Origin of the sequence: Microvirgula sp. AG722 (assembly GCF_003269145.1) — a bacterium.
In the GTDB taxonomy this organism is placed as follows: Bacteria; Pseudomonadota; Gammaproteobacteria; order Burkholderiales; family Aquaspirillaceae; genus Microvirgula; species Microvirgula aerodenitrificans.
Window position 1 is genome coordinate 1 of record NZ_QLTJ01000002.1, and the last position, 24,041, is coordinate 24,041.

Consider the following 24,041-nt stretch of genomic DNA (forward strand, 5'->3'; position numbering starts at 1 on the left):
CGGCGCTGATCCTGATCGCCGGCATCATCATCCACGTCTATGCGGCAATCTGGGTCAAGGGCACGATCCGGGCCATGGTCGAAGGCGTGGTCACCACCAGCTGGGCACGGGTCCACCATCCGAAGTGGCTGCGCGAGATGCAGGCGAAGCCGCGGAAATAAGCCCCTTTGTCAGTCCCCGACAGCAGGCCATCGGCCTGCTGTTTTTCATTCCGGCGCCGGCGGCGGAGCCCGCGCACGGATGTGGGATAATCACGGTCAATTCGGCCCGCCCATGGCGACCGGCCGTACGACCGTTCAACCGGAGCCTCCATGTCTCTCAGAATTCTCCCGCAGGACCAACTGGCGCAATCGTCGACCACCATCGTGCCGTTCTTCCTGCCCGAGTCGACCCCGCCGTATGCGGCGCGGGCGAACCGTTTCAACGAACTGGCGCCGGGACACGCGCTGGAAGCCTATCTGCGCCTGTGCGCCGCGATCAGCCACGCGCAGGCTGCCGCCGCCAGCGAGGTCGACGTGGCCGCGCCGGTGCGCGAACAGCGCTACTGGGACCAGTGCGCGCTGCACGACCTGCCGCCGCTCGGCACCGAAGGCTGGCCGCGCGATCCGGTCTGGCGGACGCTGCTGGCGCATCTGCTCGCCACGCTGGCTGCCGATCCGGCGCTGCCGGCCGAAACCCGGACCGTGCTCGAGCGGCTGGCCGCCAGTGACGCAGACGGGCTCGAACGGCGCGCGACACAGCTGCTGTCCGGCGACTGGAGCGGGCTCGACCGCGCCGAGGCGCCCTTTGTCGCCGCCGCGCTGCAGGTGTATTTCAATCGTCTGGCCGCACAGCTGTCACCGCTGCAGGTCGGCAACCCGTATGTGCATGCCCATGGCTGTCCGGCCTGTGGCGCCGCGCCGACCGCCAGCCGCATCCGCCCCGGCGCCGACGGCCTGCGCTATCTGCACTGCAGTCTGTGCGAAACCGAATGGCACAAGGTGCGGTCGAGCTGCACCCAGTGCGGCGGTACCCATGACATCGGCTACTGGTCGCTGGAGACCGAAGACGACGGACGCCCGACCGAACGCCAGCAACCGCCGATGCGGGCGGAAGGGTGTGGCGATTGCCATGCATATCTGAAGATGCTCGATCCGGGCAGGGCGCAGAACGGCGACGTGCTGGCCGATGACATCGCCACGCTGACGCTGGATCTGGCCATGGATGAAAAGGGCTTCGAGCGCGCCGGACCGAACCTGCTGTTCTTCCCGGGCTGATGCCGGGGGGCGGGACGGCCGGCATCAGCCCGCCGTTTCCGCCCGGCCCTTACGCCGGGAACAGCCCGGTCGAGATGTAGCGGTCGCCGCGATCCGGCAGGATCGACACGATGACCGCATTGTCGAGCTGTGCCGACAGCCGCAGCGCCACGGCCAGCGCTCCGCCGCCGGACGGACCGGCAAAGATCCCCTCCTCGCGCGCCAGCCGGCGGGTGGTGTCCTCGGCTTCGGCCTGACTGACGTGCTCGAGCTGGTCGAGCTGGTCGAAATCGCAGATCGCCGGCACGTACGGGTCTTCCCATTTGCGGATGCCGGGAATCTGGCTGCCGGATTCCGGCTGTACGCCAATGATGCGGATGGCCGGGTTCTGCTGTTTCAGGTAGCGCCCGGTCCCCATCACCGTGCCGGTGGTGCCCATGCTGGACACGAAGTGGGTGACGGTACCGGCGGTATCGCGCCAGATTTCCGGGCCGGTCGACGCCACGTGCGCGGCCGGGTTGTCCGGGTTGGCGAACTGGTCGAGGATGATGCCGGTGCCGGCATCACGCAGCCGGTTAGCCTCGTCGATCGAGCCCGGCATCGACAGCGCCGACGGCGTCAGCACCACCTCGGCACCATAGGCTTTCATCGTCGCCACGCGTTCGGCGCTGGAGCTGTCCGGCATGACCAGGATCATCCGGTAGCCCATCACCGCGGCGGCCATCGCCAGTCCGATACCGGTATTGCCGCTGGTGGCCTCGATCAGCGTATCGCCGGGATGAATGTCGCCCCGTGCCTGCGCGGCGCGGATCATGTTGATCGCCGGCCTGTCCTTGACCGAACCGGCCGGGTTGTTGCCTTCCAGCTTCAGCAACAGGGTATTGGTCGTCTGCCCGGGCAGACGCTTGAGCCGGACCAGCGGCGTATTGCCGATGAAATCTTCCAGGGTTTTGAAAACGGGACGGGACATCGGAGCGACAGGCGGTAATGTTGAATGCGGCATCTTAGCGCCATCGTCCGCACGCCGCTGTATCGTTTGGCGCTTTCCTTATGCGTGTGCGACGGCAAGCCCCTTGCGCCAGTCAGGTTGACGCCCGCCGGTGCGGATGAAATAGTGCCAGCCCCCGTTTGCTGCGAGCGCCGCCGTGTCCGCCGTTCCCGATATTTTGCCCGCCCGTCACGGCCACGCCCTGCTGCTTGCCGGCATTATTCTGGTCGGTCTGAACCTGCGACCGGCCCTGTCCAGCATCTCGCCGGTACTGGAAGACATCCGGCTCACGCTCGGGCTGTCTGCCGTCACGGCTGGCTGGCTGACCACGCTCCCGGTGTTCTGCCTCGGCCTGTTCGCGCCGCTGGCTCCGCTGCTGGCCCGCCGCATCGGCCCCGAGCGCGGCATCCTGGTCGCGCTGGCCGTGCTGGCCGGCGGCATGCTGCTGCGCACCCGCTTCGGCATCCCCGGCCTGTTTGCCGGCACCGTGATCGCCGGGGCCGGCATCGGCATCGCCGGGGTGTTGCTGCCCGGCATCGTCAAGCGCAACTTTCCGGCCCAGGCCGATCTGATGACCGGGGTCTACACCATGGCGCTGTGCGCCGGCGCGGCACTGGCAGCAGGCTTTACCGTGCCACTGGCGCAGTATTTCGGCAGCTGGAGGCCGGCCATCGCCAGCTGGGCGCTACTGGCCGTGCTCGCCGCGCTGCTGTGGCTGCCGCAGGTGCGCCATGCCCATACGCTGAACAGCCAGGCACAGGTACCGGCCCGGCTGTGGCGCGAGCCGCTGGCCTGGCAGGTCACGCTGTTCATGGGCCTGCAGTCATCGACGGCCTATATCGTCTTCGGCTGGCTGCCGTCCATTCTGCAGGCACGCGGACTGACGCCGCTGGCAGCCGGGGGCTGGATGTCGGTCTCGGTCATGATGCAGCTGATCACCTCGCTCGGCGGGCCATGGCTGGCGCGCCGCGCCCGCGACCAGCGCGGTCCGATCGTACTGATGCTGACCCTGACCGCTGCCGGCCTGTTCGGCTGCCTGTATGCGCCGGCCACACAGCTGCCGCTGTGGGCCGTGGTGCTCGGCCTCGGTCAGGGCGGCAATTTCAGCCTGGCGCTGTCGCTGCTGGTACTGCGCACCCGCAATGCCACCACCGCCGCGCAGCTGTCCGGCATGGCCCAGGGGCTCGGCTACACGCTGGCGGCGCTGGGTCCGCTGACCATCGGCATGGTCCGCGAGTGGAGCGGCAGCTGGCAGGCCACCGGTCCGCTGCTGGCGCTGATCGTGCTCGGCGCGCTGATCGCCGGGCTTGCTGCCGGCCGCGACCGCAAGATCGGCCACGACTGACCTGCCCCTTTCCCGCCAGCGCAGAGAGCCCTCCCGGACACCCGCTGCAGAATGCAGCCGCGTCTAACGGGGCGCCTCGCTGTGCGTCAGTGCCGCACCGGCACCGGGTGGCAACCGCCGCGTCTCGACCACCGACAGTATCGAGAACAGACCGACCACCACGAAGGCAGGCCAGAAATCGGCCGCGCCCAGTTGCGCATGGCCCTGCACCCGCTGCGAGATCTGCAGCGTCATGCCGGCAACGATGACCCCGAGCCCGAGCGACAACTGCTGCACCACGCTGGCCAGGCTGGTTGCGCGGCCGGCGTCGGCGCTGGCAATCTCGGCATAGACGATCGAATTCAGACAGGTGAACTGCAGCGACGGGAAGAAGCCGCCAAAAGCGACCAGCGCCAGCATCAGCAGATGCGGCATCGATGGGGTAAACAGGCCGTATGACGCAATCGCCAGCCCGGCCAGTACCGCATTGACCAGCAGCACCTTGCGAAAGCCGTGACGCTGCAGCAGCGCCGGCGCGATGGTCTTCATGAACAGCGCACCAAAGGCCGACGCGCAGGTGATGGCGCCGGACTGGAATGGCGTCATGCCCAGCCCCTCCTGCAAGGCCAGCGGCAGCAGGAACGGCACGGCGCCCAGGCCAATACGGAACAGCGATCCGCCGACCACGCTGGCGCGGAAGGTCGGCAGCCGCAGCAGGCGCAGATCGAGCAATGGCGAAGCGGTGCGTCCGGCATGCTTCCAGTAGCCCGCCAGCAACAGGCCACCTGTGGCGCACATCAGCAGCGACACCCAGACCGGCACCAGCTCGCTGTCGAGCAGGGCCAGCCCCAGCATCAGTGAGGCCCCGCCGGCGGCAGACAGCAGAAAGCCGCGGATGTCGAGCGGCCCCGGATCAGCCTCGCGCAGGTTGTCGATAAAGCGCCCGGCCAGCCAGATGCCGAGCAGGCTGACCGGCACATTGATGAAGAAGATCCAGCGCCAGTGAAAATAGGTCGTGATGAAACCACCGAGCGGCGGTCCGATCACCGGCCCGAGCAGGGCCGGCATGGTCAGGTAGCCGATGGCCTTGACCAGTTCGGTGCGCGGCACCGAACGGAAGATGACGATGCGGCCAACCGGCACCATCATCGCCCCGCCGACGCCCTGCAGAAAGCGGGCGGCAACGAAGGCCGGCAGCGAGTCGGAGAAGGCGCAGCAGATCGACCCCAGCATGAAGATGCAGATGGCAGAACGAAAGACCGTGCGCGAGCCGAAGCGGTCGGCCACCCAGCCGCAGACCGGGATGAACACGCCGAGTCCGACCACGTAAGCGGTCAGTGCCAGCTTGAGGGTGATCGGGTCCTGCCCCAGATCGCGTGCCAGCGCCGGCAGCGAGGTCGCGATGACCGTGGCGTCGATGTTCTCCATGAACAGCGCGCAGGCCACGATCAGAGGAATAATGACAGTACGGGACACGATGGCGGGGCCGCGGTGTCGGCGGCCCGATATAGGTAAAGAGACCGGACTATTCTGGCACGATTCGCGGGATGCCGTAGTCGCTTTGCCGACGGTCGGGGGCGACAGGAGTGTTATGGCCGCCGCGGTCATTGCACGGCAAGAACATCGTCATGGGAAAGGTCATGCGAACTGTTTGCGCAGCATGTCGATAAAGAATCGCACCCGCGCCGGAAGATATTTTCGACTGAGATAAATGGCATAGATGCCGCTGACCGGCGGAGCCCATCCGGTCAATACCTGCTGCAATCGCCCGGCGCGCAGATCGGTATTGACCAGAAAGCTTGGCAGGATGGCAATGCCGCCATGGGCCAGCACCAGCTTGCGCACGATGCGCAGCGAGTTGACCTGGATCTGTCCATGCACCGGGACCCGTTCGGTCTGCTGCTCTGCCGTGCTCAGCTCCCAGAAGCGTGTCGCCTGGTTGTCATCGTGGACAATCAGCCGGTGCATGGCCAGGTCCTGCGGCGATTTCGGCAGCCCGGCACGCGCCAGATAGGCCGTCGACGCCACCAGGTACGGCTTGAAATCGGTCAGCTTGATCGCATGCAGGCTGGAATCCTTCGGCTGGCCGACACGAAGGTCGATATCGACACGCTCGGTGACCAGATCCAGCGGGCCATCGGTGGTGACCAGGTTAATCGAGACTTCCGGATAGCGGTCGGTGAAACTGACCACATTCTCGATCAGGAAATTGGATACCAGATAATCCGGCGCCGAGATGCGCAGCAATCCCCTGGGGGTGTCGTAGTCGTTCCGGACCTGTTCCAGCACTTGCCGGTAGTTGAGAAACAACCTTTTGCATTCATGAAAGTATTGATCACCGGCGGGTGTCAGCACCATGCGCCGCGTTGTCCTGACCACCAGTTGCGTACCGACATAGGCCTCCAGCCGCTTGATCCGGTCACTGACAACCGAACGGCTCACGCGCAGGGCAGCGGCCGCGCCGATGAATGAGCCTTTCTCCCCCAGCGCGACAAATGTCAGCACGCACTCAGGGTGCGCTATTTTATAGTTTTCCATCCTGGCACCAGTAAAAAACGGGCTATCTATATACCATCCCCAGTAAGGCAAATTGAATTATTCGCGTGGAATTTGCATATGAACAAAGGACAGAAACGCTGACCGAGAGAAACATCACAGCAATTCGTTACATCCGGCATCTATAATAAGCAGCAGGAAACTTCAATAATTCAGTGTGGCCGGTCATTTACCCAACGGTGCATCACACTGGCCTTCCTGGTGGGCACCAGGCCAGCCCACACCAAAAAGGCTGTTAGATTACCGCGTCCCGACACAAAAGAATGAACGCCATTGTTCTGACTGGCAGACATATGAGTTCAGTGTCATCCCGGGAGCATCATGCATAATGGTGCAACCTGAATTTCCTCAACCTTCCAGATATGCGATAGCCAATATGGAACCTTTATACCGAACGGAAGGGCGCGCGCTGGCGGGCATTTTTGACGGTGCCACACTCGAGGTGGCGGTTTCAACGCTATTAAAAGACCCGGAATGGAAACCCTTCGGTCTTGGCATATTGATGCTGGAAAGTTATCGCTCAGCCCTGACCAGTTGCGGCCGCAAAACAGCAGAAAAGCAGATTGCCCAGATCACGGAAACCCTGCAACAGCAGGTTGAAGCAACGTGGCCGTTTTTTCGCATTGCCGACGATATTTTCGTCTTCCTGGTACAGGGGCCGGATCGCACGGCCTTTCAGGGCGCATGCGAATGCCTGCGGGAGCAAATTGCCGGTTTGCGTTATGCGCTCAATGGTGAGGAATTCCCGATCCCGACCCGGATGGGGCTCTTGTCGGTCGATGAGCGGGAAGCCTGCGCCGACCGGCTGATCGACCAGGCACTGGCCTATGGCCTGCTGGCCAGGCCCACTGACGGCATCCACTTTGCCCGGGCGGTCAGCGCACACGAACATGACCAGCGCATCTCGCCGCATCACTGGATTGCGCGCATCCACCAGTCGGTCGCCGACGACCGCTTCGTGCTGTTCTCGCAGCGCATCCTGCCCCTGCATCCGCGCCGCCAGGATGAATACCGGCATGAAATCCTGTTGCGGATGATGGATGCCCAGGGCCAGATCTGGTCGCCCGGCTATTTTCTGCCAACGGCGGAGCGACTGTCACTGACGCCGGATATCGATCGCTGGGTTATCAGGAGCACCTATGAATGGCTGAGCCGGCATCGGCAGCATCTGGGAGTCAGCCGCCTGTCGACCTCGATCAATCTGTCCGGCCATATTCTGTCCCGGCCTGCCCTGGCGGATTACGTCCTTGAACAGCAAAGCTTGTACGGGATAGACAGCCGGGAAATTTTCTTTGAAATTACCGAGACCTCCGCGATTACCGACCTGCCGCAGGCGATTGAAACCATTCTGGCCCTGCGCCAGCATGGCTATCGCTTTGCACTCGACGATTATGGCAGTGGCATGGCCACTCTGTCGCGCATGCGCGACCTGCCGGTCGATCTGATCAAGGTTGACGGCAGCTTCATCAAGAATATCGCCAACGACCCGGTCAGCCGTTATCTGGTCCAGCATATCTGCGAAATCAGCCGGGCACTCGGCCGCGAAGTCCTCGCTGAGTTCGTTGAAAACGAAGCCATTCTTGATTGCATTACCGAGCTGGGATTCGATTATGCGCAAGGGTATTGCATTGGTCGTCCCATTCCCCTGCAGCAACTGCAGAACGGGCTGGGTCTTGCCTGAATTTTTTTGCCTTGAACATTAGTATTTAACAATACTTTTCATAACCGGAATTCGCATCCTTGAAAGTACCTTTCCCATGAGAATCTCCACTCGTCTTTACAGTCTTGCCGCCTTTGGCATTCTGGGGCTGCTGATCATGACCCTCACTGCTTATCGGGATTTTTCCTCGATCCGCGATGAAAACGCCATTATGCAGACTCAGATTCTGCCCTCGGTCCAGCGCATCAATCAGATCGAGGCGGAATTCGCCGCCAGCCGGCGTGCCGTGCTGCAGCACATACTGGCGGGACCGGAAGGCAAGGCCAAATACCTGGCGCTGTTCCAGCAGGCGCGAAAAAACATCCTCGAACACATCGAATACTACAATACCCATCTGGTGGCCGATGACAAGGACCGCCAGAACATGACGGCGGTCCAGCGCGAGTTCGATACCTATTATGCGGAAGTGCCGGCCGTCTTCGCCCTGTCCGATCAGGGTCGCCAGGAAGAGGCGCGCGCCATGTCGGCGCAGAAAGTCACGCCGGTCTCCGAGAAGACCGGAGTCATCCTCGAACAGGCGGTGGAACACAACCGGGAACTGCTTGCTGAAGCCAATCAGGCCCTGGGCGACGCCATTGCCCATGGCAACACCATGCTGATCAGCACGTTTGCCATCGTCGGGCTGATTCTGCTTGCCGCCAGCCTGTGGACGCTGAAGAAGATCCTGCTGCCGCTGACCGGCCTGCGCGACGGGCTGATCCAGCTGTCCGGCGATTACGACTTTACCCGCCGTTTCGAGCGCAAGGAAAAGGACGAAATCAACGAGGCATTCCAGGCACTGAACGCCCTGCTTGGCGTGCTGCAGGCCAGCTTCACCCAGTTGCGCTCGCTGAGCCAGAACGTCAACCAGACGGCGCATGCCGTGGCATCGGCCTCGACGCAGATGACTTCGGCGTCGCAGCATGTCAGCGAATCGTCGTCCAGCATGTCGGCCGCGGTCGAGCAGATGACGGTCAGCATCACCCATGTCGCCGACCGTGCCCAGGAAGCCGATCAGCGCTGCCGCGAATCCGGCACCGAAGCGAATACCGGCGGCGAAGTCATCCACGACACCATCGGCACCTTCCAGCAGACCATGGTCGCCGTACAGGCAACGGCGGAGCAGATCACCCGGCTCAAGACCCACACCACCAATATCGGTACTGTGGTCAACGTGATCAAGGATATCGCCGACCAGACCAATCTGCTGGCGCTGAACGCCGCGATCGAAGCCGCCCGCGCCGGCGAGCTCGGCCGCGGCTTTGCCGTAGTTGCCGATGAAGTGCGCCTGCTGGCCGAACGCACCGCGCAGTCGACCCAGGAAATCACCGGCACCGTACACAGTATCCAGGAAGAGGCGAGTCAGACCGTCGAGGCCATGCGTCAGGTCGTGAACCGGGTCGAACACGGAATGGAGCAGGCCTCGCAGGCCACCGAGGCGATCCAGCGCATCATCGACGGCACCGGCAGCGCGGTCTCGCAGGTGTCGGAGATCTCCGGCTCAATGCGCGAACAGTCGCTGGCCAGCACCAATATCTCGCAGCAGGTCGAACGCATCGCGCAGATGATGGAAGAGAACCACGCCAGCGCGACCAATACCACGGCCTCGGCCGAGGAACTGAAACAGGTCGCCCAGGAAATGCACGGCACCATCGAGAAGTTCAGGATCTGAAAGGGGCGGGAACGGTCCCCGTTCCCGCCGCGCGCTTGCCGCGCGATTTTGCCCGGGTGTATCGTCGTCGGCTTCCTGCCTACCCGCCCCCGGTTGTCCATCATGCCCCGACAAGCTCTCGAACTCTTCATCCCCGGCCCGACCTGGCTGCGTCCCGAAACCCGGCAGGCTGCCCTGCTGCCGGAATTCGGCCATCGCGACAGCCAGGCACGGGAGGTGGTGTCCTCCATTTTCGACAATCTGCGCGCCATCGCCGAATTGCCTGACGACTACGATATCGCGCTGGTCAACGGCAGTGGCAGCACCGGCATGGAGTGCGCGCTGCGCTCGCTGGTCGCCGACGACGACCGCCTGCTGTGCGTCACCGTCGGCGTTTTCGGCGCACTGTTCCATTCGATGGCGATCGGCAACGGCAAGCAGGTCGAACGGCTCGATTTCGAGCCCGGCTGCAGCATCGATCTGGACGTCCTTGAACACACACTGCGCAACGGTCGCTTCAATGTGGTCACGCTGACCCACAACGAGAGCTCGACCGGCGTGGTGTCCGATATCGTCGGCGCCTGCCGGCTGATCCGCGCCCATGGTGCGCTGCCGATCGTCGACGGCGTCAGCCTGTTCGGAGGCAACCACAGCCGCATCGCCGACGCCCTGCCGGCGGTCTATGCGACCACCACCCAGAAGTGTCTGGCGCTGCCGGCCGGCCAGGCCATCCTGTTCGTCCACCGCGACGCCCTGGACAAGGCGGCACAGGTCAGCAACCGCGGCTATACCAGCGACCTGCTGAAACACGTCGAATTCGGCCGCGACCGGCAGATCATGACCACGCCGGATACCACGCTGCTGAACCAGATGCAGGTCCAGCTCGACACCATCGTCCATGCGGAAGGCGTACTGCAGCGCTTTGCCCGCCACCGGGCGATGCGGGCCACCGTGCGCGCCTGGGCCACCGCCCGCCCCGACCGGTTCGAGCTGTTCGTTGCCGACGCCGACGCCTCGCCCAGTCTGACCACGGTCAGCATCGACCCGGCGCTGGACCCGGCCGCCCTGAAAGCCGCCATGCGCGAGCGCGGCTACCTGATCGACACCGGCCACAAGAAGCTGAACGACATCCTCGGAGCGCAGTCGCGCCGGCTGCTGATCCGCATTCCGCACATGGGCGATATCGGGCCAGCCATGCTTGACCGCTATCTGGACGCACTCGACAGCGAATCGGCCGCGCTGCGGCGCTGACGCCGCGGGTCAGGTATCGGCCTGATGGTCCGTCCCGCCGGGACGGACTACCGTGTTCCGGTCAGATTTCCGGAATCGCCCTCCATGTTTGTCGCTCCTTCCCCCCAGCCAGCTCCCTCCTCCCGGCAGGGCCTGGCATCGGGCCTGTCTTTCCAGGCAACACATCACGGAGTGACCTTCAGTGTCAGTACCGACGGCACGCCACAGAGCCACGGCCTGCTGTTTCCGGAGAGCGGCATCCCCCTGGACCAGGCCGCCTCCGATCCCGCCCATTTCCGGCAGCGGCTCCAGGGCCTGCGGCAGGAAGAACGCCAGGCCATACAGTGGGCAATGGTCGGACAGCCCGCTGATGTTCTCCAGCCTGTCCACAAGGGCATGCAGGTGGAGGCGGGCCTGTATGCGACGCTCAACAGCCATCTCGCCGACGGTATCCGGCTCGATCCGGGCGAATGGTCCATGATGCGGGACCTGTCATCCGCGCTGGGCAGGCTGCCGCCGGTACCCGGCGAGTACCTGCGGGTCGTCGAGTACCGTGACCTGGCCGCCATTCCATGGGGTACGGCCATTCAGGTCGGTGATCTGGTAACGAACCACCCGTGCTTCATGAGCACCACCCCCGACGACAGTTATGCAAAATGGGCCGTTGGCGAATACGCGTGCTCGGCGCAGCCCTATGCCCTCGTCTTTTGCAGGATCGGGTCGGCAACCAGCGGCGTCCCGTTATGGCCCGGCGTTGATGCCCGACCGGGAGACCCGTCCGTGGTGCTGTTTCCCAGGGACGCCTGCTTTCTGGTGAAAAGCATTGCCAGGGCACAGGCGACCGGGCAGGCTTTTCCGGCCATGCGCATCGGCGTGGTGCTTGAACAGGTCGCCAGCGGCCAGCCGCTCAGGAACCTCCACTCTGGCGAGCCGGTGCGGGTCCGGACCCCGTGGTGAGTCCCGACCGGCCCGGATTTCAGCACAGCCCGGCGGCCCGTGCCCGGATGCGCAGCGCATCCATTTCTTCCAGCAGGTCGGCCATCAGCGCCGCCAGCTCCGGCACCGCGTCGAAATCGCGTTCCAGTTGCCGCATGCGGCGGGCACGCAGGATGGAAACGGTCGAGAAACGCCATACGCCGGCCACGCTTTCGGCATGCGGAAACAGGCCTTCCTCGATATGACGCAGCAGCCATTGCGGCTCCACTGCGCAGGCACCGGCGACCTGCTCCAGCGTAAGCCAGGTGTCTTCCACCAGACTGCCGATCAGGATGTCTTCATCGTGCATCGCTCACTCCCTCCCCTGCTGCCGCGGATCGAAAGCCAGATCCCGCGCCATGGTCTCGTACAGTTCCCTTGCCCGCGGCGTATCGGCAGGCGGCACCACTATCCGGATATCCAGCAGCAGATCGCCCGGCGGCTCGCCGGGAATGCCGCGTCCGCGTACCCGCAACCGGCGCCCTCCCTGCGCGCCCTCCGGCACGCGGACCCGAAGGCTGCCCGGCGGCAGGTCCACGGTCACGACGGCACCCAGCACCGCTTCCCACGGCGTGACCGGCAAATCCAGATGCAGGTTGCGGCCGTCGGTACGAAAACGCGGGTGCGGCTTGAAGTGGACTTCCAGCAGCAGGTCGCCAGCCGGCGCCCCGCCCGACCCCGGGGCCCCCTGGCCGGCCAGCCGGATCATCTGCCCCTCGCACACCCCTTTCGGGATTTTCACGCTCAGCGTGCGCGTTCCCACCCCGACATGTCCCTGGCTGTCGAGTTGCGGAATGCGCAGTGAAATCTGCCGCGTCGCGCCGGTAAAGGCATCCTCCAGATCCAGCAGCACCTTGGCCCGGTGGTCGTCGCCATGCACGGGGCCGGTGGCACCGCGGCCCCGGTGAGGACGGCCTCCCGTCTGACCGAACAGGCCGGCAAAGAAGTCGGAGAACTCCGCCGCCTCGCCCGGCGAGAAGCCATGTGTGGAAAATTCGAAACCGCTGTCCCAGTCCGGCGGGGGACGGAAATCCTGGCCCGGCTGATAGCCCTGGGCCAACTGGTCGTAGGCGACGCGTTTTTCGGCATCCGCCAGCACCGCATAGGCCTCGTTGACTTCCTTCATCCGCTCTTCGGCTTCCGGCTCCCGGGAAAGGTCCGGATGGTATTTGCGCGCCATGCGCCGGAAGGCTTTCTTGATCTCATCCGCCGTCGCGGTGCGATCCACACCCAATACCTGGTAGTAATCCTTGAATTGCATGCCCCTGCCCCATATTTGAAATTGCGCGAGTTCCGGATTCCTTCCCCGACTTCATTTCATCACTATAGAAGCTATGCTGAAGACGGCATCGGGATTGCCCGGCCCTGGGCCGGCCGGATGCATGGCCGACCCGTTCCGGCCCAGGCGCAGCAAGGGGATCAGGACCGGGAGTGCTTTCCGGATTCTCGCCAACCCGGGTCAGGAACACTGGCAATGACAAATACCGGCCCAATGGTTTTTTTCATGCAGCATGTTTTCAAACCGTACCCAAAGGAGCGTCACCATGAGTTTGATCAAATGGGATCCATTCACCGAACTTGAGGAAATGTCGCATCGCCTGAATCGCCTGATCGGGCGCCCCGGTCTGCCGGCGTCCACCGGCAGCGAGATGCTGAAGATCGTCGACTGGACGCCGTCCGCCGATATCAGCGAAACGGAAACTGCCTATCTGATCAAGGCGGAAATCCCCGGCGTGAACAGGGAAGACGTCAGCGTCACGGTCGAGGACGGGGTGCTGACCATCCAGGGCGAGCGCAAGGCGGAAAAGGAAGAAACCGGCAAGAAGTTCCACCGCATCGAGCGGTCCTACGGCAGCTTCGTGCGCAGCTTCCGCCTGCCGCAGGGTGTCGACGACACGGCGGCAAAGGCCGAATTCAAGGACGGCATGCTGAACATCACGCTGCCCAAGTCCGAACAGGCCAAACCCAGAGCGGTCAGCATAAAAGTGGACTAGACGGACCGGCGCCGGCTCAGGCCAGGTGATACTTGAGCCAGAACGCTTCCCGGCAGGCATTGTCGAAGCTTTTGCCGGCCGGGCTCACCTGGCAGCACGGCGCGTGCCCGATCACTTCGTAACTGATCCAGCATTCGGCACAGGCCAGTTCGCTCGGGAACTGGTCCTGTTCCACCACGCGGCGGAGGTGCACACCGTTGTCGAAACGGTAGTCGGTGCACTCCCGCTGCACCTCGAAGCCCTGATCCAGCCAGCGCTCCCGCGCGACGGACTGTTCCACGATCGAGACCGGGCCCGGCAGGCCGTGGATCACGCCAACATACGTCACCAGCCTATCCATGGCGGCACTCCGCCCCATCGGCGATCCCGTTCATGCGCTGTCGTACCATTGCCGCTTCGCTCTTCCTGCTCAGATAGCCGCCACTTTACCATCCTGACCGGCCAGCGGACCGAGGAAGCGCCCGACTGCATCAATCACGACGTTTTCCTGCTCGCGATGCGGCACATGACCGCAGGCCGGCACGATTTCGGCCACGGCAGGGCCGCTGCTCAACGTACGGATGCGCTCGGGATGTCGCAGCGAGCCGTATTCATCGTGCTCGCCATGAATTGCCAGCAGCGGACAATGCACCCGCGACAGTTCCTCATCCAGATTCCAGTGCAGAAAATCCGGAGCCAGCCAGGTGTCGACCCAGGCGTCGAGCACCCACTGCGCCTTGTCGCCGTGGTATTTCCGGAGCCGGTCGAACTGCGCCTCGTCCGCGAAAGTCTGCCGGGCATGGCGGATGCCGGCCAGCGTCCGTTCTTCGACAAAAGCCTGGGCCGATTCAGTCACCACACCCTGACACTGTGCCGGAAAGCGCGCCGCACAGCTGACCGCCATCGCACCGCCGACGCTGTGGCCGAATGCGATGAAATGCTCAATGCCCAGCTGCCCGCACAGGGCCGGAAACACCTGCCCGGCCTCCTCCCGCACGAAATGACGGTCCAGCAGGCCCGGATGCGGATCGGAGCGGCCGAATCCCAGCCGGTCATAGGCAATCACCTGACGCCCGCTCGCCTGCGACAGCCGGTCCGGAAAGTCCCGCCACAGCGCCACGCAACCGAGCGAGTCGTGGAACAGCACAATCGGCGGCAGCATGCCGCGCTCGCCCCAGCTGCAGGCAAAAAGACGGCCTTGCGGTGTATCGATGCGGATTTCCCGCGCCATGGACAGTCTCGCGAAAAGGGGACAGGAAAAGCATGGCACTGGCCATGGCGGCAAATCAAGCCGCAGCCGGGGCGACCGCCATCACCAGAGACAAAAAAACCGCCGCGTGAAACCTCGCGCGGCGGCCAGACGGACCCTGCCCCCTGCTCAGGCATTCACCGCCAGCGGCTTGAGCAGGGCATGCAGCGAGCGGCCCATGCGCTCGATTCCCTTCACTACCCGGTCCTTCGGTTCCGCGGTGTAGCACATGCGGAAGAAGCCGGGCTCGCGGCTGAAGCATTCCTGCCCGGGGATCAGGGAGACGCCGGAACTGGCCGTGATGTATTCCGACAGGCGTTCCTCTCGCGGGTCGATGTCGGGGTGCAGCGCTTTGTGCAGCGCCTGGTGCTCGCTGCCGTCGGGTGGCGGTACGCGGTCGAGAAATTCCCGCAGATCGAGCCAGAAGAAGATGGCACTGCTGTTGTGGTCAAGGAATTTCAGCCGTGCCGAAGCCAGGGCTTCGCGGGTGGCGGCATACTGGGTCCTGAGCAGCGACGAGGCTTCCGGTCCGGCGTAGAGCTGCATGGCTTGCTGCGCCAGCGCGGGATCGGGCAGACCGTCCCCGTCGAGGAACAGCGGGGCCAGGGTGCGGTATTTGAGCGAATCGAAAGGAGTGAACCAGGCCATGGTGCGCAAGGAGGCATCGCCCGACATCAGGGCATGCACCTTCTGATTGCGCGAGATCACGAAGCCCACCTTGAAGCCCGACATGCCGAAATCCTTGGCCAGCCCCCAGACGGCGTGCACCCGCTCCCGCCCGTCCTCGCCGGCCTCGCGCACGGCGTCGAGGGCAAAGGCCGGCACGAAAGGTTCGCCGCCTCCCACCTGCGAGAAAAAGTAAATCTCGTCGGAGATGATGTGCATCCGGGTTTCTTCCAGGACCCACTTGTAGATGGCGTTCAGCGTTTCCGGGGAATAGTTGCCACCCAGCGGGTTTCTGGGGTTGGTCAGCACCAGGAACTTCGGCTGCGGCTGCACCGAGAGACAGGCCCGCTTCACGTCCTCCAGCGTGAGTTCGAACTTGTCGATGCCCTTCTCCAGCAGATCGAATGGCACGAAGCTGACGCGCGGCCGCTGGGCAAAACTCCAGGGAAAACCGTACCAGAGCGGTGCGGGCGAAATGGCGACATCGCCCGGCGTGCCCAGAATGAAGGCCAGGCATTCCAGCGCCGCCGAAGTGCCCCCCACCGCAAACACGTCCTGGGCAGTCAGCAGATCGCCATGGCCCCAGGCCTGGTTGAGAAAACCGGCCCAGCTGGAGCGAAAGGCATCGCTGCCATAGAACTTTGGCGGATAGCGCAGATCTCCCGCGGTAAAGGGTCTGGCTGCGTCAAAGAGATGCGCCCGGTAGAAATCGAACAGCAGGACATTCTCGGCAGTCGACAGGTTTACCGCATAGGGGGCAGCAACGCTGCGGTAGTGCGCAACGCGCTCTTCCACATCGGTCAGGTGGCGCAGGGACAGGTTGTGTGTCAAGGACATGGCAATCCCCTCAGCAGGTGGTACGGGACAGGGAGATCCGCATGTGTGAACGGGCCGTGCACAGTTCCCGGGTCGGCGGGAACAGATCGGGGCGCCTGGCCTTGACCTCGTCCTGCATCACCAGGGCAAGGCCGCCGGTCGAGGTTTCCTTGTACTGGTCGTTCATGTTCTCCGAGATCTGCTGCATGGCCGTCACCGCCTTGTCGAAGGGGATGTCGGACACGAAGGCCGTTCCCAGCTTCGCCATCGCCTGGGCCACGGTCACGGCGACGATGGCCGCACTCAGGTTGCGGTCGATGCACGGCAGTTCCACCAGCCCGCCCACGGGGTCACAGGTCGACCCCAGCTGGTCCTCGAGCGAAGCCTCGGCCGCATTGAAGGTGATGATGTTGTTGTTCCCGCCCAGCAGATGGGCGAGGCCACCGGCAGCCATGGCGCCCGACGTCCCCACTTCGGCCTGACAGCCGCCCACCCCGCCCGAGATATTGGCATTGCTCTTGACGATGCCGCCCACGGTACTGGCGATAATGAGGAAACGCAGGATGCCGTTCAGTGCCGTGCCCGGAGTCCGGCCGAACAGCCAGTCGATCTCGTCCTCGTCCGCCTGGGTGACGATGTAATGGTAGAGAACGGCGGGCACCGTGCCACAGGAGCCGTTGGTGGGGGCCGTCACCACGTGCTTGAGTGCCCCGTTCTGCTCGGACACCGCCAGTGCGAACAGGCTCACCAGATCGAGCTGCTGCTCGAAGCTGAAATCCCTGGACAGCCGGCGCAGGCTGCGGAAAAAAGCTTCCTGCGTACTGGTATCGGCCCGATCGCCAATGAGATTCCGGTAGAGCGTCTTCGCCCGCGGGGTGGCGAACATCACCTTGTAGCAGTCATCGTCGTCGGCGTAGGTAACGCCATCGTAGATCAGCGTGCCCATCTGCAAGCCAATATCCTGCAGATAGGCAACCACGCCGGCCCGGTCGGTCGGCAGGCCGGGCTGGGCCGGGTCGGGATGCGCCTTGCGGTATTGGGCGAAGGCCTCCTCGTTCTGCATGATGGCTTCGCACAGGTCGCCGGGCGCGGCAGCCACCAGGGTGGCGGCATCAACGTATTCCACCGGCAGGCTGGTCAGTGCCTGATAGAGCGGCTGCATCACCGGTGCAGTGCCATAAGAGCCGCCGCCGTAGGAATAGTAGGTCAGTTCATCGGGCCGGCCGCTCGCCGGCGCGCCATCCCGGTAGGTAAAGCGGAAGACCATCTTTTCCTTGTCCGTATCTTCCCGGGTATCGAAGATCAGCTGATAGGCCACGGTCGGGCCGCCCGGATAGGCAAGGCTGGAGAGCTGGGCGATATCGGTGATGGAGGAAATGCCCAGCGTCGCCTTCAGCTGGGAGCTGACGTCGAAGGTCATCACATCCTTGCCCAGCAGTCCGAGCGGAATGGCGATGGTGGTGTAGTGCCCGCGCCCGACAAAGGCCAGCGAGCCGTAAAGGGTGACGGAAACCACCTCCAGATCCGCCAGCCAGCCGCCCGTTGCCAGGGCGTCGTAACAGGCCATGGCGGAGCGCCAGGGCGCCAGGGTGTGGGAGCTGGACGAGCCGATGCCCTTTTTCAGAAGATCGCAAACGCTGAATTTGATGAAGTCTGTCTGTACAGTCATGGTGCCTCCCTGGTGAGGCCGGAGCACGCCGGGACGAACCCGGCGCCCGGACTCAGATCATGGTTTCGATGCCGTGGAAGTTTTCGTAGAAGTCGAAGCTGAACAGCTCGCCCTGACCGGGGTCGAACGCCTGCCCCAGCCAGCTGGCGATCTGTGCAGCCTGCCCGGCACTGCCCTGCCAGCGCATCGAGGTAAACAGGACGGGCTCCAGCGGGACCGGGGCAAGGGTAAAGGACAGCAGGCGATGCCCGCGCCGCACGGTCAGCGTCACCGGCGCGGTTTGCGCCGCCACCCATTTCAGGGCGTCGCCGCTGAAGGCATAGCCATCAATGGCAGTGATTTCATCGCCGGCGGCAATGCCGCTCTGCCCGGCCGGGCTGGTATCGGCCACGTTGTAGATTGTGGGCCCGAGGTCATTGAGGAACACCAGCCCCAGATAGTTGCCGGGCGTGGCCTCCAGCCTGAAGCCCAGATTTTCCAGGAAACGCGGCACCGCAAGCCCGCCCGGGTGGGCCGCCCCCGCCTCCATCTGCGCCCCCAGACCGGGCAACCGGCTCTCGAAGAAGGCAATCACGTCCCCGGTGGTGTAGCCCGGATAGCCGGGGCCACCGTCGACATACTCCCGATAGAAGGCGGAAAACGCCTCGTCGAGGGAGCTGCCGGCCCGCAGGCGCAGCGCGACATCGGCCTCGAAGGCAATCAGCATGCCCTTATCGTAGTAATCGATGGAATTGTTGACCCGACCCGCATACTTGCTGTGGTTCAGATAGGTGGCCAGCGAGGAATCCACCCCGCTGACCCGCTGATAGGCCGGCTGCACGGTGAGATGGTTGTAATAGCCCATCACGGCGCTGAAGAACTGCCCGGGCGTATAGGCGCCGGCGCGGGTGCTGAGCAGATACTCGTAATAGCGGGTAAAGCCCTCGGCCACCCACAGCCCCTCGGTGAAGCAGCCGCAGGAAAGCTGGTGCTGCAGATCCTTGAGCGGCGCGGGACGCAGGCGGCGCACGTTCCAGGCATGGAACATCTCGTGGGCGCAGACCCGCACGCCATGCGCCGTCTGGTCCGGCAGAATGAAGACACTGGGTCCCAGTCCGCACATGGTACTGGTCAGATGCTCCAGCCCCCATTCCGCGTCGGGGTTGAGGCTCATGATGAAGGTGTAATCGCTGAAGGGGAAAGAGCCAAAAATGGCGAAACACTGCCGGGCCACCTCGGCCAGCTGGCTGGCGAAGGCTTCCGCCTTCTGCGGAAAACCGATGCCGCGATCGACAAACAGGCTGTAGATGGGTGTGCCGTGCACCGTCTTCTCGATCAGGTCGAACTTGCCGAGGGCGACCGGGGTATCGAGCAGGATTTCGTAGTCGGGATATTCCCAGGTGTTGTCCGCCAGCGCCCTGGCCCCGGACGGATGGTGGATGCGGGTCCAGCCATCCGGCAGCAGATAGCGGACCTGGCAAGGCCCCGAATGCAGGGGGGTGAACAGATAGCGGGTGCCCAGCAGGATGGCGTACTCGTCGTCGAGGATGCCGCAGGGCTCGCCAAAATCAGTGCAATAGGCGCTGGCCGTGTAAGTGATGGTGGCGGCACCGTCGGCGCCCCGCACCACGAAGCCCTGCCAGCCATTGCGTTCGACGGCAAGGGCCGCGCCGGTTTGCGGATTGACGGCACGCAGGTCGAAGAGATCGCGGGCGTAGGTGTCAAAGCTGTAATCGCCGGGCACCCAGGTGGGGATATTGAGCGGGATATCGCCCCGGGCGCACGGCCCGCTCAGGGAGAGCTCCACTGCCATCTCGTGCCGGCCGGGGTTCAGGCTGACGGTGTATTTCACGCTATTTTCAGTCATCGGAAAGTCGTCCTGTTGCTTGGAGCACGCAAAAGAAACCGCCAGGCCACGGAGAAATGCGGAGATGGCCCGGCGGCAGGATTGCTACTTCAGCTTCCAGCGCGTGTTGGAAGGCAGGTCGCGGCCCACATTGCGGACCGCCACCAGCGTGAAGGTGGAGGGGGATGGTGGCCGGGCCCCGCCGTGCTCGAATTGCGGGCACCCATCGCCCGGAGTACCGCCGGTGCACGGTCCGTGCGGCAGTGCCGGCGGCGGCGTGCTGGTGCGCAGCGTGGCCAGTACGTCCTGAAGCTGCTGGTTGCTCACCACTTCGTAACCCACGCCGCCAAATCCCCTGGCCAGGCTCGGCCAGTCCCACAGCGAGGTTTGCTGCACCTGGGCAAGGTCGACAAACTTCACCGTGGGCGGGGTGGCGTAGGCCTGAACATTGACCAGGAACTGCTCGATGGCGAACACCCCGTTGGCCATCACGAACACCACGCAATCCTGCCCCAGCTCGGCCAGCTGGCCGAGGGCGTTGGCGCTTTCGGCAAATGCCCCGTCACCGCACACGGCAATCACCCGGCGCTTGATGCCCCTGGTCTCCAGCGCCAGCTTGACGCCGCTCACGGCCCCCGGCGCATAGCCGATGGCCCCCCAGGCGAGCTGGGCGATATAGCCGCTTTCCGGAACTTTCACGTTGTTCAGCGAATAGAAAGTCAGCCCGGTATCGGCCAGCAGGATGGGCGCCTGGTCTTCCGGCAGCGCCGTCAGGAACTGGTGGTGAAGCAGGGACTTGAAGCTGTCCCAGGTAATCTGGTCACCAGCCGGATAGGTATTGGGGGCGGGAATCTCCCACGGGCTGCCCTGCAGGCGGGGGAAGGTGGCCACGCCATTGAGCTGCCCGTCCGGCTGCAGCCCCTTTACCGCCGCCGTCAGTGCCTCCATGAACGGGCCGAGCTGGATATCGCCCCAGTAGAGCTCGCCTTCGGTCTCCGGGCTGGCGAAACTGTTGATCATCACGGCGCCCAGACGGGCCTCGATCTGGCCAATCAGCGGCAGCGGCAGACCGGCCGCCGAATTGGGACTGTAATCGGCCGAGGCCACCCCCGAGAAGTTGAAGTCGGTCTCGCGCACGCCAAGCATGAAAATCATGTCCGCCGAGCGCACCAGGTCCTGCACGTTCTGCTGTGAGTTGCGGCCGTTGTAGACGCCCGAGAACTGCACGTCTTCACGGTATTCGCTGAGGATGCTCTTGCCCAGCAGGTCCGACAGATAGGGGGCTTTCAGGGCTTTCAGCAGCTCGACAAACTGCGCCTGCAGCCCGCCGCGCGCGATTTCCACGCCGCCGATCACCACCAGCTTCTTCGCATTCTGGAGCGAGGCCAGCACCATGTTCACCGCACTGAGCAGCGAGACGGCGTTTTGCGGCAGCGGCGAGGGACGCAACGGCGGGCGGCCGTCCACGGCCACGCAGGGATAGGCCTGGAGCCCCACCGCCATCTCGATATAGACCGGACGACTTTCGGTAATGCAGGTGGTGAGCGCGGCATCGATCAGATCGGGCGCCGTGGCCGGGTTGTCGAGGCTCACCGCCATGGCCGTCACTTCCCGCAGGACGCGCAGATCGGTGTGCGCACCATCGAACATGTGGTGCCACAGCACCCCCTGGTCGCGCTGCGAATTGAACTGGGCCTGGGACGGGGTGCCGTTGATCATTACCAGCGGCACGTTCTCGACATAGGCACCGGCCATGGCCTGCACGGCGTTCAGCGAGCCCACGCCGTAGGTGAAGGCCACACAGCCCACCGTCTGTCCGCTCAGTGCGCGGCCATAGCCATCGGCGGCATAGGTGGCGAGCATTTCGTTGTTCGGGTGCACCCGCACCAGACCCTCATTGATGCCGGGGTCATCGAGGGTCTCCACCCAGGGGGCGATATAGTCGCCGGGAATGGCCTGCACATATTTGCAGCCGATTTCCACCAGCCGTTTGTTGAGATAGCTGGCGATGGTTTCCGTGCTGCCGGTGGCGGCAGCCAGGAGGGAGCGCAGCGGTTGGCCAGCCTGGGACACGGGGTCGAATTCCCGCTTCTGGCTGGCGCCGGACATCAGAAAGCTTTTGAGCATGGTTCAGTCTTTTATGAAATGGGACGGGATGCCGCCTGACGGCGGCCTCCCGGAACGGGGTCAGCAGCCAGGCCGATTCAGATCTGGATGCAGCTCATGGCCGCCGAATTCAGTTCGGCGGACTGGGCAGACGGCGCCGACACGGTGAGATAGAAGTAGCCCACGCTGTTCGGCACGGTGGCGGCCTGTGGATTGGCCTCCTTGTAGGCGTTGACGCGCGCCTTCTGCCGGGACTGGATGTTCGACTGCACCGAGGCCGGGCCGGAACCCCAGACCGCCGCATGGAAGTTGTGCACCGCCTGGGCCTGGGCCGATCCTGCCGGATAGCCGTACGTCGCCTGGAGCGAGGCTTCGCTGCCATCGCCCGCCACCAGATCGTCCACCTCCGAGGTGCCGTTCATGACGAAGGCAATCTGGTTCTGGATCGGCCAGGCCACATGGCCGTCCGTGACCGCCTTCGGGTCGGGCAGCGCAGCCAGCAGTTGCTCGTCACTGACGCCCGGCGCGACGGGCGGCGGAGCAGTCATGGCAAAAGCAGCGTTGGGCAGGAAACCCAGGCCCGGCAGCATGCTGTTATTGATTGCCGTGTGCTGTATCGACCCGATAAAGAACAGGTTCGTCGCGAGCTGTTTCAGATATGCCCTGGTGGGCTGCCAGGTAAACCGGGCCGTGCCGCCAGGCTGATTGAAAGCCGCGGAGACCTTGCTCATCCAGGCATTGAGCGGCTGATCCTGGGCCACGGCCGCGTCGCTGGCATAGCTGGCATCCACCACCTCGCTCACGAAGTTCTCGATGGCATCCCACCAGACCTGGCCATCGTCGCGGTAAGGGAAGGAAACCGGCAGGGTCGCCTGATCGATGCCACGCAGCTTGAGCTGGTTGGGGAACGAGGCATCATCGAGGCTGTAGGAGCTGAACAGGCTGCTGATGATGTCGTAGAGCCCGATGCGGCCGGTGGGCAGGAACTGGTCACAGAACTGGCCCGACTGATAGAGGCCGGAGCCATCGGCGCTGTAGACCAGATTATTGATGTTGAAGACTTTTTTCAGATGTGGCTGAAGCAGCTTCAGGATCGGATGTGTTGCCGGAAGCTGGCCCTGCTCCAGCAGATTGAGGGCCGCGGTACCGAACTGCATCACCACGGTGTGGGTGTTGTAGAGGTGGGTGCCACTGAACCACCACTGGGCATCGGCATTGCCCACCCACAGCTTGGCCAGCAGCCAGCTGTTGGCATCGTCACCGGGGGTAAAGATATAGGCGCCCGGCGTCAGCTGGATGGCCACGGGCAGCAGTTTGCCGCCGTCGACCACAAAATAGACCAGCGGCGAGGTCAGCCACTGACCCGAACGTACCAGTTGCTGGCGTACCGCGTTGCCCAGAGCAATCTGATAGTCACAGACAAACAGCGTATTCGCATTGACCGCCGCCTGGAGTTGCCGGGTCAGCGCCTGCGCGTCCTTGCTGCCCTTGGCGCCCTGCACCCACTGGGCGATGGTCGCAGCGGTACCCACATAACGGGCAATGACATTGGGGTTGGCACCGCCCAGACGCTGGCGGGCGAACTCGGCGTCATCGGCGATCCAGTTCTGGGTCAGGCGGTCCACATACCCCTGGCTGAAGGTAGCCTCATCCCAGATCCCCTTGGTGTAGCGCTGCCGGATCTGTTCGGCGGCCGTCCCGGTATAGCTCTGCCCGGGCACCCTGGCCTCGATACTGGCCTGCTCGGCGACCACCTGCCCGCCCCGCTTCTGGCTGGCAGCCAGATCGGCACTGGTCCACTGCCAGTCGGCAGGGATGGTATCGAGGCGGTTGAACCACGGCGGCAGCACACCGCCATAGACACCGCTGGTCGGATACTCGGCCGGACCGTAGCTGAGATCGGCCTTGAGGTACTCGAAGGTGTAGTCGGTCAGGCTGCCCGCCGCGGTCAGGCGTTCTTCACCCTGGATCCTTGGCAGGCTTACACCGGTGGCAAGCCCGTTCATGTACTGCTGGATGGCAGAGATTTTTTCGGTCATGGGTGTGTCACTCCTTGTTATGTCAGGATCATCGTCTTCA

At 64.0% G+C, this 24,041-nt stretch carries 19 protein-coding genes; 7 read left to right on the forward strand and 12 right to left on the reverse strand.

Features of this window, described 5'->3' with window-relative positions:
• Positions 1-311 precede the first annotated feature (311 nt).
• Positions 312-1,256 (forward strand): formate dehydrogenase accessory protein FdhE, encoded by a 945-nt coding sequence (gene fdhE / locus DFO50_RS03535; protein ID WP_112692040.1) that lies wholly within the window; start codon positions 312-314, stop codon positions 1,254-1,256.
• A gap of 49 nt (positions 1,257-1,305) precedes the next feature.
• Here the strand turns inward: fdhE and cysM are convergent, their stop codons facing one another.
• Positions 1,306-2,205 (reverse strand): cysteine synthase CysM, encoded by a 900-nt coding sequence (gene cysM, locus DFO50_RS03540; protein WP_028500079.1) that lies wholly within the window; start codon positions 2,203-2,205, stop codon positions 1,306-1,308.
• 175 nt (positions 2,206-2,380) lie between these two features.
• Between cysM and DFO50_RS03545 the strand changes: the two genes are divergently transcribed.
• Positions 2,381-3,568, forward strand: a complete 1,188-nt coding sequence (locus DFO50_RS03545; protein ID WP_051529007.1) for an MFS transporter — start codon at positions 2,381-2,383, stop codon at positions 3,566-3,568.
• 63 nt (positions 3,569-3,631) lie between these two features.
• On the opposite strand, the gene DFO50_RS03550 is transcribed toward DFO50_RS03545, so the two are convergent.
• Complete coding sequence (locus DFO50_RS03550) at positions 3,632-5,155, reverse strand: MFS transporter (protein ID WP_084300259.1); 1,524 nt, start codon at positions 5,153-5,155, stop codon at positions 3,632-3,634.
• A 30-nt stretch (positions 5,156-5,185) separates the two neighbouring features.
• Positions 5,186-6,052, reverse strand: a complete 867-nt coding sequence (locus DFO50_RS03555; RefSeq protein WP_051529006.1) for a LysR family transcriptional regulator — start codon at positions 6,050-6,052, stop codon at positions 5,186-5,188.
• Between the two features lie 379 nt (positions 6,053-6,431).
• Between DFO50_RS03555 and DFO50_RS03560 the strand changes: the two genes are divergently transcribed.
• The 4 genes from DFO50_RS03560 to DFO50_RS03575 all read left to right on the forward strand — a co-directional run bounded on the left by DFO50_RS03560 (position 6,432) and on the right by DFO50_RS03575 (position 11,640).
• Positions 6,432-7,784 carry an EAL domain-containing protein gene (locus DFO50_RS03560; protein ID WP_107889511.1) on the forward strand — a complete coding sequence of 451 codons (1,353 nt, stop codon included), beginning with the start codon at positions 6,432-6,434 and terminating at the stop codon, positions 7,782-7,784.
• Positions 7,785-7,860: 76 nt separating this feature from the next.
• On the forward strand, positions 7,861-9,474 hold the full coding sequence (locus DFO50_RS03565) for a methyl-accepting chemotaxis protein (protein ID WP_028500075.1): 1,614 nt from the start codon (positions 7,861-7,863) through the stop codon (positions 9,472-9,474).
• Positions 9,475-9,576: 102 nt separating this feature from the next.
• On the forward strand, positions 9,577-10,704 hold the full coding sequence (locus DFO50_RS03570; protein WP_112692041.1) for an alanine--glyoxylate aminotransferase family protein: 1,128 nt from the start codon (positions 9,577-9,579) through the stop codon (positions 10,702-10,704).
• Between the two features lie 84 nt (positions 10,705-10,788).
• A complete protein-coding gene (locus tag DFO50_RS03575) occupies positions 10,789-11,640 on the forward strand; it encodes a hypothetical protein (RefSeq protein ID WP_112692042.1) in 852 nt (283 codons plus the stop codon).
• Positions 11,641-11,659: 19 nt separating this feature from the next.
• On the opposite strand, the gene DFO50_RS03580 is transcribed toward DFO50_RS03575, so the two are convergent.
• Positions 11,660-11,968, reverse strand: a complete 309-nt coding sequence (locus tag DFO50_RS03580; RefSeq protein WP_028500072.1) for a chaperone modulator CbpM — start codon at positions 11,966-11,968, stop codon at positions 11,660-11,662.
• Between the two features lie 3 nt (positions 11,969-11,971).
• Complete coding sequence (locus DFO50_RS03585; RefSeq protein WP_107889508.1) at positions 11,972-12,919, reverse strand: DnaJ C-terminal domain-containing protein; 948 nt, start codon at positions 12,917-12,919, stop codon at positions 11,972-11,974.
• A gap of 283 nt (positions 12,920-13,202) precedes the next feature.
• Here DFO50_RS03585 and DFO50_RS03590 point away from each other — a divergent pair, with 283 nt between their 5' ends.
• On the forward strand, positions 13,203-13,652 hold the full coding sequence (locus tag DFO50_RS03590) for an Hsp20/alpha crystallin family protein (protein WP_028500070.1): 450 nt from the start codon (positions 13,203-13,205) through the stop codon (positions 13,650-13,652).
• A 16-nt stretch (positions 13,653-13,668) separates the two neighbouring features.
• Here DFO50_RS03590 and DFO50_RS03595 read toward each other — a convergent pair whose 3' ends face one another.
• The 7 genes from DFO50_RS03595 to DFO50_RS03625 form a co-directional block, all read right to left on the reverse strand.
• Positions 13,669-13,992, reverse strand: a complete 324-nt coding sequence (locus tag DFO50_RS03595; protein ID WP_107889507.1) for a hypothetical protein — start codon at positions 13,990-13,992, stop codon at positions 13,669-13,671.
• A gap of 69 nt (positions 13,993-14,061) precedes the next feature.
• The gene (locus DFO50_RS03600) at positions 14,062-14,862 is read right to left on the reverse strand and encodes an alpha/beta fold hydrolase (protein WP_107889506.1); all 801 of its coding nucleotides are present in this window, start codon (positions 14,860-14,862) and stop codon (positions 14,062-14,064) included.
• A 147-nt stretch (positions 14,863-15,009) separates the two neighbouring features.
• Positions 15,010-16,383, reverse strand: coding sequence for a pyridoxal phosphate-dependent aminotransferase (locus DFO50_RS03605; protein WP_112692043.1), 1,374 nt, complete (start codon positions 16,381-16,383; stop codon positions 15,010-15,012).
• Between the two features lie 10 nt (positions 16,384-16,393).
• Complete coding sequence (locus DFO50_RS03610) at positions 16,394-18,031, reverse strand: L-serine ammonia-lyase, iron-sulfur-dependent, subunit alpha (protein ID WP_112692044.1); 1,638 nt, start codon at positions 18,029-18,031, stop codon at positions 16,394-16,396.
• A 52-nt stretch (positions 18,032-18,083) separates the two neighbouring features.
• Positions 18,084-19,877 carry a PDZ domain-containing protein gene (locus DFO50_RS03615; protein WP_107889502.1) on the reverse strand — a complete coding sequence of 598 codons (1,794 nt, stop codon included), beginning with the start codon at positions 19,875-19,877 and terminating at the stop codon, positions 18,084-18,086.
• Between the two features lie 84 nt (positions 19,878-19,961).
• A complete protein-coding gene (locus DFO50_RS03620; RefSeq protein WP_028500065.1) occupies positions 19,962-21,983 on the reverse strand; it encodes a thiamine pyrophosphate-binding protein in 2,022 nt (673 codons plus the stop codon).
• A gap of 77 nt (positions 21,984-22,060) precedes the next feature.
• A complete protein-coding gene (locus DFO50_RS03625; protein ID WP_107889499.1) occupies positions 22,061-24,001 on the reverse strand; it encodes a lipoxygenase family protein in 1,941 nt (646 codons plus the stop codon).
• Between the last annotated feature and the right edge of the window lie 40 nt (positions 24,002-24,041).

Coding starts and splice junctions, on each gene's coding strand:
- fdhE (WP_112692040.1), top strand. CDS start 312: ATGTCTCTCAGAATTCTCCCGCAGGACCAACTGGCGCAATCGTCGACC.
- cysM (WP_028500079.1), bottom strand. CDS start 2,205: ATGTCCCGTCCCGTTTTCAAAACCCTGGAAGATTTCATCGGCAATACG.
- DFO50_RS03550 (WP_084300259.1), bottom strand. CDS start 5,155: ATGACCGCGGCGGCCATAACACTCCTGTCGCCCCCGACCGTCGGCAAA.
- DFO50_RS03560 (WP_107889511.1), top strand. CDS start 6,432: ATGGTGCAACCTGAATTTCCTCAACCTTCCAGATATGCGATAGCCAAT.
- DFO50_RS03565 (WP_028500075.1), top strand. CDS start 7,861: ATGAGAATCTCCACTCGTCTTTACAGTCTTGCCGCCTTTGGCATTCTG.
- DFO50_RS03570 (WP_112692041.1), top strand. CDS start 9,577: ATGCCCCGACAAGCTCTCGAACTCTTCATCCCCGGCCCGACCTGGCTG.
- DFO50_RS03575 (WP_112692042.1), top strand. CDS start 10,789: ATGTTTGTCGCTCCTTCCCCCCAGCCAGCTCCCTCCTCCCGGCAGGGC.
- DFO50_RS03580 (WP_028500072.1), bottom strand. CDS start 11,968: ATGCACGATGAAGACATCCTGATCGGCAGTCTGGTGGAAGACACCTGG.
- DFO50_RS03585 (WP_107889508.1), bottom strand. CDS start 12,919: ATGCAATTCAAGGATTACTACCAGGTATTGGGTGTGGATCGCACCGCG.
- DFO50_RS03590 (WP_028500070.1), top strand. CDS start 13,203: ATGAGTTTGATCAAATGGGATCCATTCACCGAACTTGAGGAAATGTCG.
- DFO50_RS03595 (WP_107889507.1), bottom strand. CDS start 13,992: ATGGATAGGCTGGTGACGTATGTTGGCGTGATCCACGGCCTGCCGGGC.
- DFO50_RS03600 (WP_107889506.1), bottom strand. CDS start 14,862: ATGGCGCGGGAAATCCGCATCGATACACCGCAAGGCCGTCTTTTTGCC.
- DFO50_RS03605 (WP_112692043.1), bottom strand. CDS start 16,383: ATGTCCTTGACACACAACCTGTCCCTGCGCCACCTGACCGATGTGGAA.
- DFO50_RS03610 (WP_112692044.1), bottom strand. CDS start 18,031: ATGACTGTACAGACAGACTTCATCAAATTCAGCGTTTGCGATCTTCTG.
- DFO50_RS03615 (WP_107889502.1), bottom strand. CDS start 19,877: ATGACTGAAAATAGCGTGAAATACACCGTCAGCCTGAACCCCGGCCGG.
- DFO50_RS03620 (WP_028500065.1), bottom strand. CDS start 21,983: ATGCTCAAAAGCTTTCTGATGTCCGGCGCCAGCCAGAAGCGGGAATTC.
- DFO50_RS03625 (WP_107889499.1), bottom strand. CDS start 24,001: ATGACCGAAAAAATCTCTGCCATCCAGCAGTACATGAACGGGCTTGCC.